18 protein-coding genes and 2 tRNA genes are annotated in these 14678 nt (G+C 41.5%); 13 read left to right on the top strand and 7 right to left on the bottom strand.

From position 1 onward, the window contains the following. Positions 1–3657 (bottom strand): hypothetical protein (locus KKF75_03190; GenBank protein MBU4381197.1); only part of this gene is annotated, 3657 nt, incomplete at its 3' end. A 97-nt stretch (positions 3658–3754) separates the two neighbouring features. Between KKF75_03190 and dnaA the strand changes: the two genes are divergently transcribed. After that, positions 3755–5098, top strand: a complete 1344-nt coding sequence (gene dnaA / locus KKF75_03185) for a chromosomal replication initiator protein DnaA (protein MBU4381196.1) — start codon at positions 3755–3757, stop codon at positions 5096–5098. Positions 5099–5110: 12 nt separating this feature from the next. Continuing rightward, the gene (locus KKF75_03180; protein MBU4381195.1) at positions 5111–5659 is read left to right on the top strand and encodes a hypothetical protein; all 549 of its coding nucleotides are present in this window, start codon (positions 5111–5113) and stop codon (positions 5657–5659) included. Between the two features lie 127 nt (positions 5660–5786). Here KKF75_03180 and KKF75_03175 read toward each other — a convergent pair whose 3' ends face one another. Next, positions 5787–6062, bottom strand: coding sequence for a hypothetical protein (locus KKF75_03175; protein MBU4381194.1), 276 nt, complete (start codon positions 6060–6062; stop codon positions 5787–5789). Between the two features lie 159 nt (positions 6063–6221). Here KKF75_03175 and KKF75_03170 point away from each other — a divergent pair, with 159 nt between their 5' ends. The 4 genes from KKF75_03170 (at position 6222) to pnp (ending at position 9629) form a co-directional block, all read left to right on the top strand. Then, positions 6222–6620 carry a hypothetical protein gene (locus tag KKF75_03170; GenBank protein ID MBU4381193.1) on the top strand — a complete coding sequence of 133 codons (399 nt, stop codon included), beginning with the start codon at positions 6222–6224 and terminating at the stop codon, positions 6618–6620. Further along, positions 6617–6976: a hypothetical protein gene (locus tag KKF75_03165; protein MBU4381192.1), complete on the top strand. Its 360-nt coding sequence runs from the start codon at positions 6617–6619 to the stop codon at positions 6974–6976. The genes KKF75_03170 and KKF75_03165 overlap by 4 nt, the downstream gene beginning before the upstream one ends. Positions 6977–7000: 24 nt before the next feature. Beyond that, a complete protein-coding gene (rpsO, locus tag KKF75_03160) occupies positions 7001–7270 on the top strand; it encodes a 30S ribosomal protein S15 (GenBank protein ID MBU4381191.1) in 270 nt (89 codons plus the stop codon). A gap of 70 nt (positions 7271–7340) precedes the next feature. Further along, a complete protein-coding gene (gene pnp / locus KKF75_03155) occupies positions 7341–9629 on the top strand; it encodes a polyribonucleotide nucleotidyltransferase (GenBank protein ID MBU4381190.1) in 2289 nt (762 codons plus the stop codon). Here the strand turns inward: pnp and KKF75_03150 are convergent. Further along, positions 9626–9994 (bottom strand): hypothetical protein, encoded by a 369-nt coding sequence (locus KKF75_03150; GenBank protein ID MBU4381189.1) that lies wholly within the window; start codon positions 9992–9994, stop codon positions 9626–9628. The two genes, pnp and KKF75_03150, sit on opposite strands and share 4 nt — an antisense overlap. An 80-nt stretch (positions 9995–10074) precedes the next feature. Here KKF75_03150 and KKF75_03145 point away from each other — a divergent pair, with 80 nt between their 5' ends. Further along, complete coding sequence (locus tag KKF75_03145) at positions 10075–10932, top strand: tyrosine-type recombinase/integrase (protein ID MBU4381188.1); 858 nt, start codon at positions 10075–10077, stop codon at positions 10930–10932. A gap of 1 nt (position 10933) precedes the next feature. On the opposite strand, the gene KKF75_03140 is transcribed toward KKF75_03145, so the two are convergent. The 4 genes from KKF75_03140 to KKF75_03125 are packed head-to-tail and all read right to left on the bottom strand — an operon-like array spanning position 10934 to position 13103. Next, on the bottom strand, positions 10934–11392 hold the full coding sequence (locus KKF75_03140) for a DUF192 domain-containing protein (GenBank protein MBU4381187.1): 459 nt from the start codon (positions 11390–11392) through the stop codon (positions 10934–10936). 3 nt (positions 11393–11395) lie between these two features. After that, a complete protein-coding gene (locus KKF75_03135; protein ID MBU4381186.1) occupies positions 11396–12139 on the bottom strand; it encodes a ZIP family metal transporter in 744 nt (247 codons plus the stop codon). After that, entirely contained in the window at positions 12133–12657 is a 525-nt protein-coding gene (locus KKF75_03130) for a histidine phosphatase family protein (protein MBU4381185.1), read from the bottom strand. Before KKF75_03130 ends, KKF75_03135 begins: the two co-directional genes overlap by 7 nt. 44 nt (positions 12658–12701) lie before the next feature. Next, complete coding sequence (locus KKF75_03125) at positions 12702–13103, bottom strand: HIT family protein (protein MBU4381184.1); 402 nt, start codon at positions 13101–13103, stop codon at positions 12702–12704. Positions 13104–13148: 45 nt separating this feature from the next. Here KKF75_03125 and KKF75_03120 point away from each other — a divergent pair, with 45 nt between their 5' ends. From KKF75_03120 to KKF75_03095, 6 genes are all read left to right on the top strand, one after another. Continuing rightward, positions 13149–13322: a hypothetical protein gene (locus tag KKF75_03120; GenBank protein ID MBU4381183.1), complete on the top strand. Its 174-nt coding sequence runs from the start codon at positions 13149–13151 to the stop codon at positions 13320–13322. A 46-nt stretch (positions 13323–13368) separates the two neighbouring features. Beyond that, positions 13369–13445: transfer RNA gene (locus KKF75_03115), tRNA-Ile, on the top strand. Between the two features lie 137 nt (positions 13446–13582). Continuing rightward, positions 13583–13846, top strand: a complete 264-nt coding sequence (locus KKF75_03110) for a GIY-YIG nuclease family protein (protein ID MBU4381182.1) — start codon at positions 13583–13585, stop codon at positions 13844–13846. Continuing rightward, positions 13832–13920 (top strand) — tRNA-Ser (locus tag KKF75_03105). The genes KKF75_03110 and KKF75_03105 overlap by 15 nt, the downstream gene beginning before the upstream one ends. Before the next feature lie 93 nt (positions 13921–14013). Beyond that, positions 14014–14157: a hypothetical protein gene (locus KKF75_03100; GenBank protein MBU4381181.1), complete on the top strand. Its 144-nt coding sequence runs from the start codon at positions 14014–14016 to the stop codon at positions 14155–14157. Between the two features lie 14 nt (positions 14158–14171). Next, the coding region (locus KKF75_03095) for a recombinase family protein (protein MBU4381180.1) at positions 14172–14678 on the top strand (507 nt) is incomplete at its 3' end.

Genomic DNA, 14678 nt, shown 5'->3' with positions numbered 1-14678 from the left:
TATAGCTCCCTCACTATCCAGTGTATTCCAGTTGTCTCCATCATTTTCGGTTTTCCAAATATGCGATCCGCTGCTGGCTCCCAAGTAGGCGCCAGTGTTTCCATAAGCCTTTAAACCTATCAGGTAAACGGCGGTGGGGTCTTCTATTGGCTGATTAAAGAAAGTCGTTCCGCCGTTACTAGAGTATCCCACAAAACCGTATCTTCCCGAAACAAAGACCTCGGTATTATTTTGAAAGCTGACGCGGAAAAGAAACGCCGATCTAAAAGAGGCGTTCCAAGTTACCCCGTAATCGCTGGATCTGTAGATATAGCCTTTCTCACCAGTGTCTTTTACCACATCCGATCCCACGGCAATGCAAGTATTGCCAGAGCAGTCAATATCCTCCAAATCGACTTTATTGGGATTGATCTTGTCTTTTAGATCTACGCTGGGGCAAGAGGAGCATTGCTGGAAATCTAAAATGTTTGGCTGATCTGCGCCGTGGTAATAGCAGGCCCAATACTGTCCGGCGCAGGCTAGACCTATTTTTCCGGTGGGTTTGTCGTAACAATCGTCGTTATACTTTAGGGCGTTTTTGCAATTGGAATCTGGGATATTATTAAGATGTCTATCTCCGTATTTTCGGCATGAATCCTGGACCCCGCAGAATTCTTGGGTATCCGTGCAATCAGTCCTGTCGGCATTACAGTAATGGTTAGGTTGGTTAAAGACATACTTGTTGTGGCATTCCTGTCCCAGGGCAGCGGTAAAAGTAGTCTTTTGGTCGTCCCAGTCCCCGCCTGCAACGGACAGGGTTATTTTTGCTCCATTGGGAACTTTGATGCTGTAGATAACTGGATCTATCGCCTGCGGGCTGAACCCGTAAGTTTGGGATGTTCCGTTGAACTCTATAGTTATTTTGTAATCTGGCATTGTTATACCCCTTATCCCGTGGCAGGGGTTTCTTGCCAAATTCAGCGATACAGGGTCTATAGGAGTTAGGGTTCCACAAAGAGTTACCGGGTCTCCTGTAGGAAGGGGTATTTTGTCTACGCCTGTCGTGTTTGTCCACAAGATTGCTCCAGTCCCGCAGGCGGTAGTGGTTGGGATTGGAGTTTCCGGCGGTTCAAAACAATTCGGGTCGGGCTGAACGGCTTCCCCCGGTCTTGAGACTCCCGCAACTGCCCCTGTGTACATGCATCCAGTTGTTGTTCCGTCCTCTACGGTTCTTCTGTTATTTGAGGAGACCGCTATGGTGCTTGACCCCCCAACATTCCACCCAGCCTCGCTCGGTCTTCCTTCCCAGTAGCGCTTGGTTGGGCTTTGGAAGACGGCGCGAACCACATTGTTCCAGGCGTTCATTGTGGGCCATTCCCACATAGGTAAAGTGCTCTGCTTTATTCCCGAAGAAATAGTTATTGGGTCGCATCCCCAAAGAGGGGATTGCGGAGTTGGATTGGCTCCAACAATTGCCTTAGCAAGACCTTCTGTTGGTGCAGAAATGAGAGTGCTACATGAGGTTGGTTTTGTTATGGTGCCGCTTAAGCCAACTTTTGCCTTGCCTTGCGCGTCGTCATGAGGGCATTTGACCTCCTCTTCCGAAACGGTGTCTCCGGCATGGCATCCGCCGCTTCCCGAAACCGCAGAAAGCACCTGACCACTGGATTGCGAGCTCTGCGCCAAGGCGCTGTCGGATGGGATTGGAACTGCCGAGGCAAGGAGGGTACTACGAGGAGTTTCTTTTGTGTTCTCGACTACTGGGTTCGTGCAGGAGGAGCTGGTAGAATCTCGCACCACCAAATCTCCCAAAGCGAAATTCTTGTATTTGGCTTCCGATGTGGCAATGTAGTTTTTAAAATCATAAATTGAAGTTTCTGGACCGCAGTCCGTTTGACCAGGGCGACCCATAATGCTACAGGCCACTTTTTGCGCGGAAAAATAAGCCAGAGGCTCTATGTGCTGTTCCAAACGCACTCCTCCCAAAGTGCTTTGGGTGTAGGGTGTGGCATCAATCAAATCCCCCCCAACAAAAATTCCCGCGGTTCCGCTCAGCGAAGCGTCCACCGTTGTTGCCGGAGGAATAACTTTGGGAAGAAGAATTTTTGCGGTTTCATAAAGCATTCCCGTTTGAGCGGAGTGGTCCCAAAATACTTGGTCATAATATGTATTAATGGATGGCGGTAACAAGTAAGACAGAAGCCCCCACATTCCTCCCTGTTCTTCTAAGTGATATTTCCCATCCGCGTCCTTGGTGTCAGAAATCCTACTCCTGCTAAAAGGTGGCGCGCCAGAAAATTGGCGAGCCACCCAAGTTGGGGGGTTGTCCCCTTGACTTCTGGTGGGGTTGTCCCAAACAATATAAGTTTCGTAAAAATCTTTAAAGAAATAGTAATCGCGCGAAGGGTCAAATGTGTAAGAAGCGTTTGCGGTGCAACCAATACTCCACATCGGCGGCAATAGCCCAATTGCTGGAACAACTTGCGTGGCGGTGATATTAGAACAGGGGTCTATGCTACCGAATTCGGAAAAGCCAACGGTTTTATCTATAATGACGACTTCGCAAGAAGGTTTGGCAAGTTGCGTTCGCGGGACTTCACATGCGTTTACCTCTCCTGTTGTTCCACCACCAACCCCGCTACATAATCCAGGGCTTGTTGCTGGTTCATAACCGCAAGATCCGCAAGATTTTAAACTTGAGGATTTAGCATTAAGCCATGTATCAAATACAGCTTGGTTAAAACTTACATTCTCCACCCCCCCACCTTGTCCGTCCATAATTGCTACAGCATCGGAAGAATCAGAGTACAATTTCCATCCCGTTTCTCCCGCAAGGGCGTAGGATGGTATGGCGAACATAACCGAATTCCCATCCCCTTTAAATCTATCTACAAATTTTGCATTATAACCCTTTCCAAAATCAGTAAAATAAAAAAATCTTCTATCCGGAACTCCAGGACCGGGACCAGATTCGACCCCATAGACTTTCAGTCCAGAAACTAAACTTGGAGCTTTGGACGGATTGTGATGAGAATCTATAGCGCACAAAGGATTATATTCTTCTAGCGGAGAGCAAGATCCGTCCGCAGTGTCGATATCGTACAAATTCATTGCTACTCCGTCAAAATTACTAAAATAGCTCAAACCACCAAGAGCATCAAAAAACAGAGTATAGGTTGCAATCCAAGTATGATTTAACATTGGAGAAAGAAAGTAAAATTTGGATTGTCTAATTCCGGCGTTACCAGCCTCTTGCAAAAGTGCTGTTGTGTAATCAACTACTTGGGAAGGGCCATTTTGTGGCGCGTCCGCAGAACCTTGCTGATTTGGTTCGTTCCAAGGCATAAAATAGGCTTTTTTTGTGTTACTTAGTTTTCCTAAAGTAGCAATCCAGGCGGGGGCATCGGAGGCATACAACTGGTTATTTGAGTGACCTCTAATGATAACATTTACATTAGCTGGATCTGTAATTGAAAACACGATATTTAATTTTTCGCAATCGCCTGGGTTAGCAATAACTACTACCCAACCACCAGACCCTACTGTATTAACTGCGGTTTGCACATCCAAAGAACCATAATTTGTACCAAGATTAATACCTGTCCTGCTTGCAAAAGCACCCTTTAAGGTTAAAAGAAAGAAAACAAATATTAGTATAAAGGAAAATTTAGGTAACATTACGATTTATTATACAAGAAGATTGAAATATATTAAGGGCAAAAAACTTTCCCTTGACCTCTTGTGGATAAGTTGGTATGTTACGCCCATGGGGGAAATGGAAACGCTTTGGAAAACCGTTCTAGGCGAGCTTGAGCTTGCCTGTTCTCCTGCCTCGTATAAAACTTTTTTTATTCCCTCATTTGTTTCTAAAATAGAGGAAAACATCGTTACCATTTGGTGTCCTACTCCTGTTGCTCAAGATCGTTTGGAATCTCGCTTTTACACCCAAATTCAAAAATCTGCCGAAAAATATTTAAGCAAAAAAGTGGAATTGGTTTTTGTTTCGGGTCCAAGACAAATAAAGGAACGCCCGTTTGAAATCTCAAACATGGGTCCTTTGTTTGCCAACACCTCAAAAAAGTCTCAATCTAACCTGTACTCCGATTATACTTTTGAAACCTTTGTTGTGGGATCAAACAATAAACTTGCCCACGCCGTAGCAACGACCATTTGTGATAATCCTGGAAAAACCTACAACCCGTTTTTTATTTACTCTAATGTGGGTTTGGGAAAAACTCATTTGGCGCAGGCGATTGGAAACGAAATTTTAAACCGCTATCCCAACAAAAAAGTAATTTACACTACAGGAGAATCTTTCACCAACGAGCTAATTGATGCGATTAAGTCAGGGAGTCGCGAGAACACAACTGCGATGTTTCGCAAAAAATATCGTCAAGTTGATGTTCTAATTGTGGACGATGTGCAGTTTATTGCGGGACGCGAGGCAACTCAAGAAGAATTTTTTCACACTTTTAACGCCATCTATCTTGACAAAAAGCAAGTTATTGTGACTTCGGATCGACCTCCTCATGAAATCGAAAAATTGGCTCCTAGAATTTCTTCACGGCTTGCAAGTGGCATAATGGTAGATATGCAGTTTCCCGATTTAGATACCCGAAGCGCAATTTTAAGACGCAAAAGAGACGCTATGGCGGTCAGTGTTCCTAACGAGGTTTTGGATTTTGTTGCTCAAACTGTTACATCTAACATTAGAGAACTAGAAGGCGCCTTTATGCAAGTAGTCTTAAAATCTAAAGTCTCCCCAAACCCCATAACAATTGATGATGCTAGAGAGGCTTTAAAAATTGCCCGCGAAGAAAAAAAAGCTAAAAATTTAAGCATGTCCGAAATAATTAATGCGGTATCGGCGTTTTACAATTTGCGCGCCAAAGATTTAATTGGGCAAAGCAGGTTGGCTAATATTGTGCGAGGTCGCCAGGTTGCCATGTATTTGATTAGAACCGAGGTGGGGACATCGCTCATGGGGGTTGGGGGAATGTTAGGAGGACGGGATCATTCCACTATTATTCATGGAGAAAAAAAGATTGAAGGGCTGTTGAGGATTGATCAGAAAATTCAAGAAGAAGTAGCTTCCATTAAAGGTAATTTAGGAATATGATATATTTAAAGTATGCAAATTGGAAAAGCTAAAGAAGAAATTAAACCAGAAATAGTCAAACAAGAAATAAAGCCCCTTGAGCCTTTGGAGGTGCTATTTTCTTGGAAAGCGCCGTCCCGCGCCTTTAAAGAGCGCGATCGCCAGTACTTTACCACCATTTTTATTATTATTTTTGTTCTCTCTCTAATCTTGGTTTTTATCCGCGAATTTTTGCTTATTGGGGTTATCCTTTCACTAACCTTTGTTTACTATGTTTTGTCAACTGTAGCTCCCGAAGAGATAGAGCACAAAATTACCACGCGTGGGGTGGTTTATGCGGGAACAAATTACCCTTACGAAGGGTTGCTTTCCTTTTTCTTTAGTAAAAAGTATGAGAGTCAGCTGTTAAATGTAAACACCAAAGCTAAATTTCCTGGACGGATGTTCATGCTGATTAAAAAAGAAGATCAAGAAAAAATCGCTAAGATTCTCTCCAAATATTTAAATCAAGACGAAGAACCGAAGTTATCCTTCGCTGAACGGTTATCACAGCAGGCGAGTAAGAAAATATCTTTGGAGTGAGGGGTTAAATTTCTAATTTCTAAATCCTAAATAAATCCAAAATTCCAATTCACCAAATCCAAATAGAAAAGAAACGAGAGGGACTAAGTAAGTAGCACGGATGCTCCTTTCTCGCCCCTCTCCTAGCCTACTGCTGAACCCATAGCTCGCCGATTCCCGTTACGATAATTTCACCTCGTTCGTGGGTGCAGTACTTGAGCGGTTTTATTATCTTGACTTTGATATGATCAAGCCAAGTTTTGCCAACAACCACCCCTATGGCGCGTTCCTTTGTACACGCATGCCCATCAGACATCATCTGCTTTCCGGGTTGCCAGAGCACCCAAGTGCCAACTTTGATATTTTCATCGGGGAGTTGACACTTCCGAACGAAACTATTTACTCGCGGAGTTTTAGGTTGCATCTCCATGTCTCCTTGCCGGAAGTACCGGCGACTAGTGGGATTGATTAACTTCCGATATGCCTATAGTTTACGCTATGAAAATTACAGTTTCCAAAAGCTATGAAAATTACAACAAGATATAAGAAATCAATCCTTAATGCCTTGTGATATCATTAATCCATGCCAGCTTTGTATTGGGAAAATGGTCTGATAAAAATGCCCTTTAGGGTTTGGCGTTCGCCAACAAAAAGAAGAATTCCCCGTTTATTAATTGAGGGGAGAGCAAAAGAGGTTTTGGTCAAACTATCATTAAAGGAAAATACCTTTACCTTTGAGGAAACATTAGTTGCCTCAGACAGTCTAAAAGACATTACTAATAAATATCGTCTAGAAAATTATAACAACCGTTTTTTGTTTCCTGCTCTTATTGGAAGGTGGGATTTTTTAGATTACATAAAGTACCACCCAATCTATATATTTTCGATAGGGAAAGATTACTATTTTACTTGCAGTGAATTTGGAGATGGTCCAAAGGAACTTCCAGAGGATTGGTACAAAAAGTCATTAACTGAAATATGAATCTACTTATGTGGAAAAATGGATGCATAATGCATCCAGCAAAGCTTTGGAAATACAAAACGGCGCGAAGAGTCCCGAGCCTTTTTGTTTGGCATCGTTCTAAGACAGTTGTGATTGAAGTAAGGATAGAAGGCGACTTTGTGGTTTTTAAAGAGACGGATACATTCACATCCGAAGCTTTAAAAAGAACAGATAAGAAAGAATTGGAGTTTTACAAAAAACGCTATCTCTTGCCGGAGAAAATAGGTAACAATAATATATTGGAGTATTTGGTCTTAAAGCCACTTTATATTTTTTCTGATCCCACATACGAGAGGATATTTTTTGTTACAAAACTCCCAATTGCTAAACTTTAAGTAACTTGATACAATCCCAACCGTATGGCACTTAAGAAAGAAGAAAAAGTAACTATTATAAGCAAAACTGCGACCCACAAAAAGGATACCGGGTCGCCCGAAGTTCAAGTAGCCTTACTTTCTAAAAGAATCGATGAACTTTCGGAGCATTTAAAAGCCCACAAAAAGGACTTCCATTCCAGACGAGGACTCCTCCAGATGGTCAATAAAAGAAGACGCCTGCTTATGTATTTGTCCAAAAAGTCTCAAGAAAGGTACGAGGGTCTGTTAAAACTCCTCAACCTCAAGAAGTGAGTTGGAATATTTCTCCAATCTTGTTTTAAGCGTATTAAGTATTAAATATTAGTAAATTGTATAAATCAAAATGAACAAAATTCTCAAAAAACAAACCGTTGTAAACGGTGTCTCTGTAACATTAGAAACTGGAGTTCTTGCTCCCCAAGCCAACATGGCAATTTTAGCAACTGTTGGTGAAACTGTAGTTTTAGCTACGGTTGTTTGTAACGAACCTAAACTGGAAACTGATTTTTTTCCATTAAGGGTTGACTACGAGGAAAAACTTTATGCCGGTGGTTTTATCAAAACTTCTCGTTTTATTAAAAGAGAAGGCAGACCCTCGGACGATGCCGTAATTAGCGGAAGATTAATTGATCACGCCATAAGACCGCTCTTTCCTAAAGATTTTATGTATGACACCCAAGTTGTGGTTACAGTTTTATCTCATGATGGGGTAAACAATCCGGATATTGTTGCTATGACAGCGGTAAGCGCCGCCCTTTCGGCATCCGATATCCCTTTTAATGGCCCTTTTGCCACAACTAGAGTGGGAATGGTCGGTGGGAATTTTGTTGCCAACCCTCCGATGACCGAAAAAAATGGTCTGGAATTGGATATGATCATGTCTGCCCTAAAAGATAGAGTTTTGGCTGTGGAAGCCAGCGCCAAAATAGTTCCCGAGGATAAAATTTTAGGCGCCTTGGATTTTGGTTTTAAAAGCGTCCAACCTACGATTTCGTTTATAGAGGAATTTGCCAAGGAATTAGAAGTTAAAAAAATGACCTATAAATCCAAAACGCTGGATGAAAAACTGCTAAGTTCGGCGCGAGAGTTGGTTTTAGAAGATGTTAAAAAGGCTGTAGTTTCCACATGGATCGATAGAGTTGATGCCACAACGCAGATGGAAGAAAAAATGTTTAAAGCATTAGAAGGAAAGTATACAAAATCGGATATGAAAAGAGCCCTTTTTGAATTGGAAAAAGAGGTTACCCGTCATTTAATTGTTGACGAGGGTAAAAGACCCGATGGCAGGGCATTAGACGAAGTAAGAGCAATTTCTTGCCAGGTTGGGGTGTTGCCACGAACTCACGGATCGGGTCTTTTTATGCGAGGTTTAACTCAATCCTTAACTGTGGCAACTTTAGGATCGGCCTCTTTGGAGCAACTGATTCAAAATATGTTTGGTGAAGAAACTAAAAGGTACATGCATCATTACAATGGTCCGGCTTTTTCTCTTGGGGAGATTGGCAATATAGGCAATCCCGGAAGACGCGAAGTAGGGCACGGCGCGCTGGCCGAAAAAGCGCTACTTCCAGTTATTCCTTCTAAGGACGAATTTCCTTACACCATCAGACTTGTTTCTGAGATTCTCTCGCAACAAGGGTCGTCCTCTATGGCGGCAACCTGCGGATCAACACTGGCGTTAATGGACGCGGGAATTCCAATCAAAGCTCCGGTTGCTGGTATTGCCATGGGGCTTATGGCGGATAAAGATGAAAGCAGATATGTGGTTTTAACCGATATCGCCAACTTTGAGGACTTTTATGGCTACATGGACTTTAAAATGGCGGGGACCCGTGAGGGGATAACTGCAATTCAGATGGACATTAAGTTACCGGGGATCCCTTTGGTTTTATTCAGTGAGATTATGGAAAAGTCAAAAGTTGCACGGCTTAAGATTTTAGATGTAATTGAAGCGGAGATCAAATCTCCAAGAAGTGCGTTGAGCAAACATGCGCCAAAAGTTATTCAGATTTTTGTTAAAAAAGATCAAATTGGGCTTGTTATTGGTGGCGGAGGCAAAACAATAAGAGAAATTATGGAAAAATCGGGCGCCACTGTGGATATTGAGGAAAAAGATGACAAGGGTGTGGTAAATATTGCCGCCAAAGACCAAGAATCGTTGGATAAGGCCAAAGCTATAGTGGAGAATTTGGTCAAAGAGATAAAAGCTGGCGAGATTTACGATGGAAAAGTTATGCGAATTGTGGATTTTGGCGCTTTTGTGGAGCTGGTTCCTGGGAAAGAGGGTCTACTCCACATTAGCGAAATGGCGCACAATTTTGTTTCTCACCCATCCGATGTTGTATCAGAGGGGCAGGTAGTTAAAGTAAAGGTTTTAGAAACAGGGATGGATGGCAAGATAAGTCTTTCTATGAAAGCATTAGTAGAGGCGCCTGAAGGCTCCCAGCCTTATACTCCAAGAGAACCCCGACCACAAAGAGAAGGGGGTTTTGGAAGACCCAGTGGTTCAGGTAGGTTTTCTCCTGACCGCGGAAAGGCGGGCATGTACGATTCCCGACCCAGCTTTCCAAGAAGGGGTCCAGGCGGAACGCCAAGGTTTGGTGGTCCTAGACGAAGATCGCCGGGATATTAAAAAGAGATCCCAAAAACCTTAAGCCACATTTGATAAATTGGAGTAGGGAGAGGAGTAACCTTTCCCGCTTCTTGTTCCTGGGAAATTTTCGGGTCCGAGGCATTTGCCTTTAATAAAATTTCCGTGGGTTTTTCCTCGGGGTAAGCCATAAGGAGATCTCTGCGAGCGACAAGTTCCACATACTCACGGCTTTGCCTGTACGCATATTCTGCCCCCAGCGATTCTTTTTGATTTTCAAGTTCAATAATATCCTTTCGCAACAAATCTACTTTTTTCGATTTTATGTAGACTTCTACCCCCGCTATAGCGACATTTAGGGCAAAGAAACTGCAGAGAATTAGTAAGAGAAGATATAAAACGCGCATATTGTAATAATATCACATCAATCACAATGCCCTATAGCCGTTGACAGTGGGTCTAATGAATGATATCCTTGATTTTGGCTATGATTCCATTTGAAACCGCCCATCAAAAATTTACAGAATTTCTTAAGAAGCGTGGACGGGCATCGGCCACAATGTTGGCGTACTCCAAAGACATTTCTCAGCTTTTGGATTTTTCATCTAAAAAAGGAAAAAGTTTGGTTCACGAAATTGCTAAAGAGGACATCGACGATTTTTTGAATGATCTAAAAAGTGCTAATTACACCGCAAAATCCATTTCAAGAAAAATAAACTCCACAAGAACATTCTTTAAATTTTTGGTTGACGAAAAAGTGATTAAATTCGATCCAGCCCGACTTGTAGAACACCCCAAATTTACCCCCAAGGCTCCTAGAATTTTATCCAAGCTAGAGTATAGAGCTTTGCGCGACACCGTAAAAAACGATCCCAGAACAGCAGCTATTCTGGAGGTTTTTTTGCAAACCGGGATAAGAATTTCGGAATTGGCAAATCTTAAAATGACAGATGTTGTAATTCAAAACGAAGGTATGGGAAAAATGTTGGTATTAAAGCGGGAGATTCCTCTAAACAGGCCTGTGCAGGAGGCGTTAAAAAGCTATCTTGCGATTAAGCCCAAAACAAAATCCAAGTCATTTTTTGTGACAAAAAGTGGAAAGCCTCTTTTGGTTCGCAACATCAGAGCCACAATTGACAGATATTTTAAAAAGACTGGAATAGAGCACGCTACCGTCAACGACTTTAGGCATACTTTCATTGTGCAACATTTAAAAGAGGGGGCATCACTTTTGTATATTTCAAAGATTATAGGTCATAAAAGAATTTCTACTACGGAAAAATATCTAGAATATGCTACAAGTGAAGGGGAGAAAATAGAAAAAATGGAACTCGGGGAACTTTAAATTAATCAAACGAAACGAAATCACCAACCTTAACCCCATTTTTTGCGCACCAACTGCCGTTTACCTCTAACACATAGTTGGCTTTTTCTTGTGGGATATAAGAAGTACAAAAGGACCTGATTACACTAGCCGTGCAGGGTGGAGCATTCTCTTTAATATCCACAATTTTTTTGTCATTGCCAATCCAAATAATATCCAGGGGAATTAGGGTGTTTGCCATCCAAAAGGAATGTTTAGCGGAATTACCAAAAATAAAAAGCATCCCGGAATTTTCTGCAAGGTGTTTTCTAAACATCAAACCTTTTGCCATACTAGTTGGAGTTGTCACGACTTCAACACCAACTTTTTTTCCATTGATATCTACCGACCTAATATTGATAGATTTTCTGGGATAAAAAATGTAGATAATCCCAAGAACAGAAAAAGCTAAAACCACAAAAAATATTTGAGAAGTTTGCATAAGCTATCCTACAAATTTTAATCCGAACATAATGGCAATTCCAAGTAGCATTGCAATGAGTTGTAGAAAAGAGGCTTGAGCCCCAGTATGGTGTTTAAGTTCCGGGACTAAATCCGATCCTGCGATATACAAGAATCCCCCTGCTGCTAAGGGAAGTAGTATTAAAGTTAATTTTGCATCTCCAATAGCAAAGACTAGTAATGCCCCAAAAATGCTAGTAGCGCCAGACGCTAAATTTAATAAAAACGCTTTTCTCTTTTCTAATCCGCCATAAAGCAGGATCCCAAAATCCCCAATTTCTTGAGGAATTTCATGCGCTAGAACCGCAACTGCAGTTGCAATTCCAAGAGGAGGTGACACCATAAAGCTTGATGCAATAACAGCGCCGTCAATAAAATTGTGTAACCCATCTCCGAAAATATTCATGAGTACTAATGGATGGTGGTGAGCTTTCTCTTCTGGTAGATGGCAGTGCCTCCAGCAGATAAATTTTTCTAAAATAAAAAACAGAATTATTCCCAATAGAATAAGCGCCGAAACCGTTGTTGTGCTGGAAAATTTGGCAAAGGATTCTGGAATTAAGTGGATGAAAGCGTCTCCAAATAACGCGCCAGATGCAAAGCTGACTAGGATAAATGATGTAACTTTGAGATCTCTGTTTTTTAGGAATAGCAAAAAAACTCCAACAATAGAAATAAGGCTGATAACTAAAATACTAAACAATGAAGCAAAGATTGGATTTAGCATAGCGCGGTTCCGTGAGCGGTATCGGAAACACTAACAATTTGCATCAAACCCGTATCTTGGACATAAATAGTAGTAATGGAAGCTAACCCAATAAAAAGCTTGTTGTTATAAACATTCAAGCTGGCATCCACTATCTTGCATAAAAGAGTTTTGATTAAATTTCCATGAGCAAAAATTGCAATTGTTTTTCCACGATTCTTGGCAACAATACTTAACAGGACATCTTCTATGCGGTCTTTTTCACGGGAAAAATCTTTGGCAGTCCATTCGGCGGTTCCAATTTCTTTAAGCCGAGGATCAATATTAATTGCTTTTTTTGCGAGTTTTACATAAACCGTGGCAGTTTCGTGTGATCTTTCATAAGGACTGGTATAAACAACATCAATGGGGAGTAATTTTAACCTTTGTGCTAGAATCTTAGCCTGCGCGGGACCTTGTCCTCTAAGAGGGGTATCGGGCTCTTGGAATCCCATAATATCGTAGGCATTGGCGTGTCGGATTAAATAAACAGTGGTCATAAGGTAATATTATCAAAGAATTTTTGCAGAACATAGAGTTAGTATTATTTGAGATCCGAGATTAAGCGGTCAAAAGTTGCAGTCCATTCGGGGTGTGTTTTCCAAACTATATCTTGACCATCACCGCTCTTTCTTGGAACAATGTGAAAATGAAAATGGAACACATCCTGTTGCGCCTCGGATCCAGAACTGTTGATTATCTGGACATTCTCTATTCCTAATTTGGTTTTGTACAGTGTTGTTAGTTTCTTAACAATCCCAATAACTTCCTTTAATTCCATGTCTGGAATGTCAAAGATGTTTTCGTAGTGCTTTTTTGGGATAACTAAAGTGTGATATTTACTTGCCGGGTGAATATCTAAAAATGCAAGAGCATGGTCGTTTTCGAACACTTTCCAGGCTTTTATTTCCTCGGACACTATTTTGCAAAATACGCATTTTCCCATATCTTTAAATGATATCATAGTACTTGAAAGGTGGTGATAGAAAAAATGACTAGTAAAAATTTAGATTCGTACCCTTTGTCCTTTTTGGTTCTTTCGATAGCTTTTACTATTTTTGCCATAATTGGGGCGGTTTGGCAGGATATTTATTTGGCATCTACACAATGGACATTGCTTGCAATTCTTTCCGCTACTTGGGGATTGTATTTTAAGAAAAGCTAAAGGATTACTAAGTAAGCCTTAAAATGATAAAATTCTAGAAATTTGGGGGCGTGTAGCTCAGTTGGTCAGAGCGGCCGTCTTATACGCGGCATGTCGGGGGTTCGAATCCCTCCGCGCCCACCAGCCTTCGCTAAAGCTACGGCTGGTAAACCCAAATAACTTTGGGATTGCCAGTTTCGGATTAGTGTCGTATGCGAAGGCTGTCCGCTAAAGCTCCGATAAAGATCGGAGCGAAAGAGGACAAGGAAATCTAATTTAATATGTTCTATGTTTATGTATTACAAAGCCAAACAAAGATAGATGAGCTTTATACTGGATACACAAAGGATTTAAAAAATAGGCTTGTAAAGCATAACAAAGGAGATATTACACATACATCAAAATACAGACCTTGGACAGTGTTGGTCTATGTTGCATTTAAAAGCCAAACTTTAGCACTTAATTTTGAGAAGTATCTCAAATCTGGATCTGGGAGAGCATTTCTTAAAAAGAGATTAATTACTTTACATGGAGAGGTCGCATAGTTGGTCTAGTGCGCAGTCCTGGAAAGACTGTATATCGCAAGGTATCGCGGGTTCGAATCCCGCCCTCTCCGCCAATTTACAATTTCAGCGTTTTGGGAAGTTTTACGCACCTGCGGTGCGGTCGCCTCGCCTGCGGGCGAGGCTGAAAGGGCTGATTTTGCAACGATTTGCCACGCGGAGCGTGGCAAAAAAGAAATGTTTTGGTTTTGGATTTGGAAGTTCGTTTGGGCGTTGCCCAAAGCAAAACAAAGTTTTGCAACCAATCTTTTTTTGTTTCGCCAGAGGCGAAACTTGGAAGCGATAATTTTTAATAATATTTTGACTTATGACAAACTCAAATAACACAAAGGAACAAACCAGAAAGTTTTTCATCTACGCCCGCAAGTCTACTGATTCAGAAGATCGGCAAGTGCGGAGTATTGGCGACCAGATTTCTGAATTACAAGAATTAGCAAAAAAAGAAAATTTGGAAATTGTTGATACTATTGTGGAAAAACAAACCGCTAAAAAACCTGGTCGCCCTTTGTTTGCCGAAATGTTGAAAAAGCTTGAAGCGGGCGAAGCTGTGGGAATTTTAGCTTGGCACCCTGATAGATTGGCAAGAAATAGCGTTGATGGCGGACAAATTATTTACTTGGTGGATACTGGAGTAATTCAAGAGCTAAAATTCCCGACTTTCTGGTTTGATCCAACTCCGCAAGGAAAATTTATGTTATCAATCGCTTTCGGACAGTCAAAATATTATATTGATAATCTTTCGGAGAATATCAAGCGAGGACATAGGCAAAAATTGAAAAATGGCTTATGGCCTCAAATGGCTCCTTTGGGATAT

The sequence above is a fragment of the Patescibacteria group bacterium genome (assembly GCA_018896215.1).
Lineage (GTDB): Bacteria > Patescibacteriota > WWE3 > 0-14-0-20-40-13 > 0-14-0-20-40-13 > JAHINB01.
Note: the sequence above shows the minus strand (reverse complement) of the source record. Positions and strands in the feature narration are given on the sequence as shown.

Coding starts and splice junctions, on each gene's coding strand:
- KKF75_03140 (MBU4381187.1), bottom strand. CDS start 11,392: ATGCAAACTTCTCAAATATTTTTTGTGGTTTTAGCTTTTTCTGTTCTT.
- KKF75_03110 (MBU4381182.1), top strand. CDS start 13,583: ATGTTCTATGTTTATGTATTACAAAGCCAAACAAAGATAGATGAGCTT.
- KKF75_03120 (MBU4381183.1), top strand. CDS start 13,149: ATGACTAGTAAAAATTTAGATTCGTACCCTTTGTCCTTTTTGGTTCTT.
- KKF75_03180 (MBU4381195.1), top strand. CDS start 5,111: ATGCAAATTGGAAAAGCTAAAGAAGAAATTAAACCAGAAATAGTCAAA.
- KKF75_03135 (MBU4381186.1), bottom strand. CDS start 12,139: ATGCTAAATCCAATCTTTGCTTCATTGTTTAGTATTTTAGTTATCAGC.
- dnaA (MBU4381196.1), top strand. CDS start 3,755: ATGGAAACGCTTTGGAAAACCGTTCTAGGCGAGCTTGAGCTTGCCTGT.
- rpsO (MBU4381191.1), top strand. CDS start 7,001: ATGGCACTTAAGAAAGAAGAAAAAGTAACTATTATAAGCAAAACTGCG.
- KKF75_03125 (MBU4381184.1), bottom strand. CDS start 13,103: ATGGGAAAATGCGTATTTTGCAAAATAGTGTCCGAGGAAATAAAAGCC.
- KKF75_03130 (MBU4381185.1), bottom strand. CDS start 12,657: ATGACCACTGTTTATTTAATCCGACACGCCAATGCCTACGATATTATG.
- KKF75_03150 (MBU4381189.1), bottom strand. CDS start 9,994: ATGCGCGTTTTATATCTTCTCTTACTAATTCTCTGCAGTTTCTTTGCC.
- KKF75_03175 (MBU4381194.1), bottom strand. CDS start 6,062: ATGCAACCTAAAACTCCGCGAGTAAATAGTTTCGTTCGGAAGTGTCAA.
- pnp (MBU4381190.1), top strand. CDS start 7,341: ATGAACAAAATTCTCAAAAAACAAACCGTTGTAAACGGTGTCTCTGTA.
- KKF75_03145 (MBU4381188.1), top strand. CDS start 10,075: ATGATTCCATTTGAAACCGCCCATCAAAAATTTACAGAATTTCTTAAG.
- KKF75_03165 (MBU4381192.1), top strand. CDS start 6,617: ATGAATCTACTTATGTGGAAAAATGGATGCATAATGCATCCAGCAAAG.
- KKF75_03170 (MBU4381193.1), top strand. CDS start 6,222: ATGCCAGCTTTGTATTGGGAAAATGGTCTGATAAAAATGCCCTTTAGG.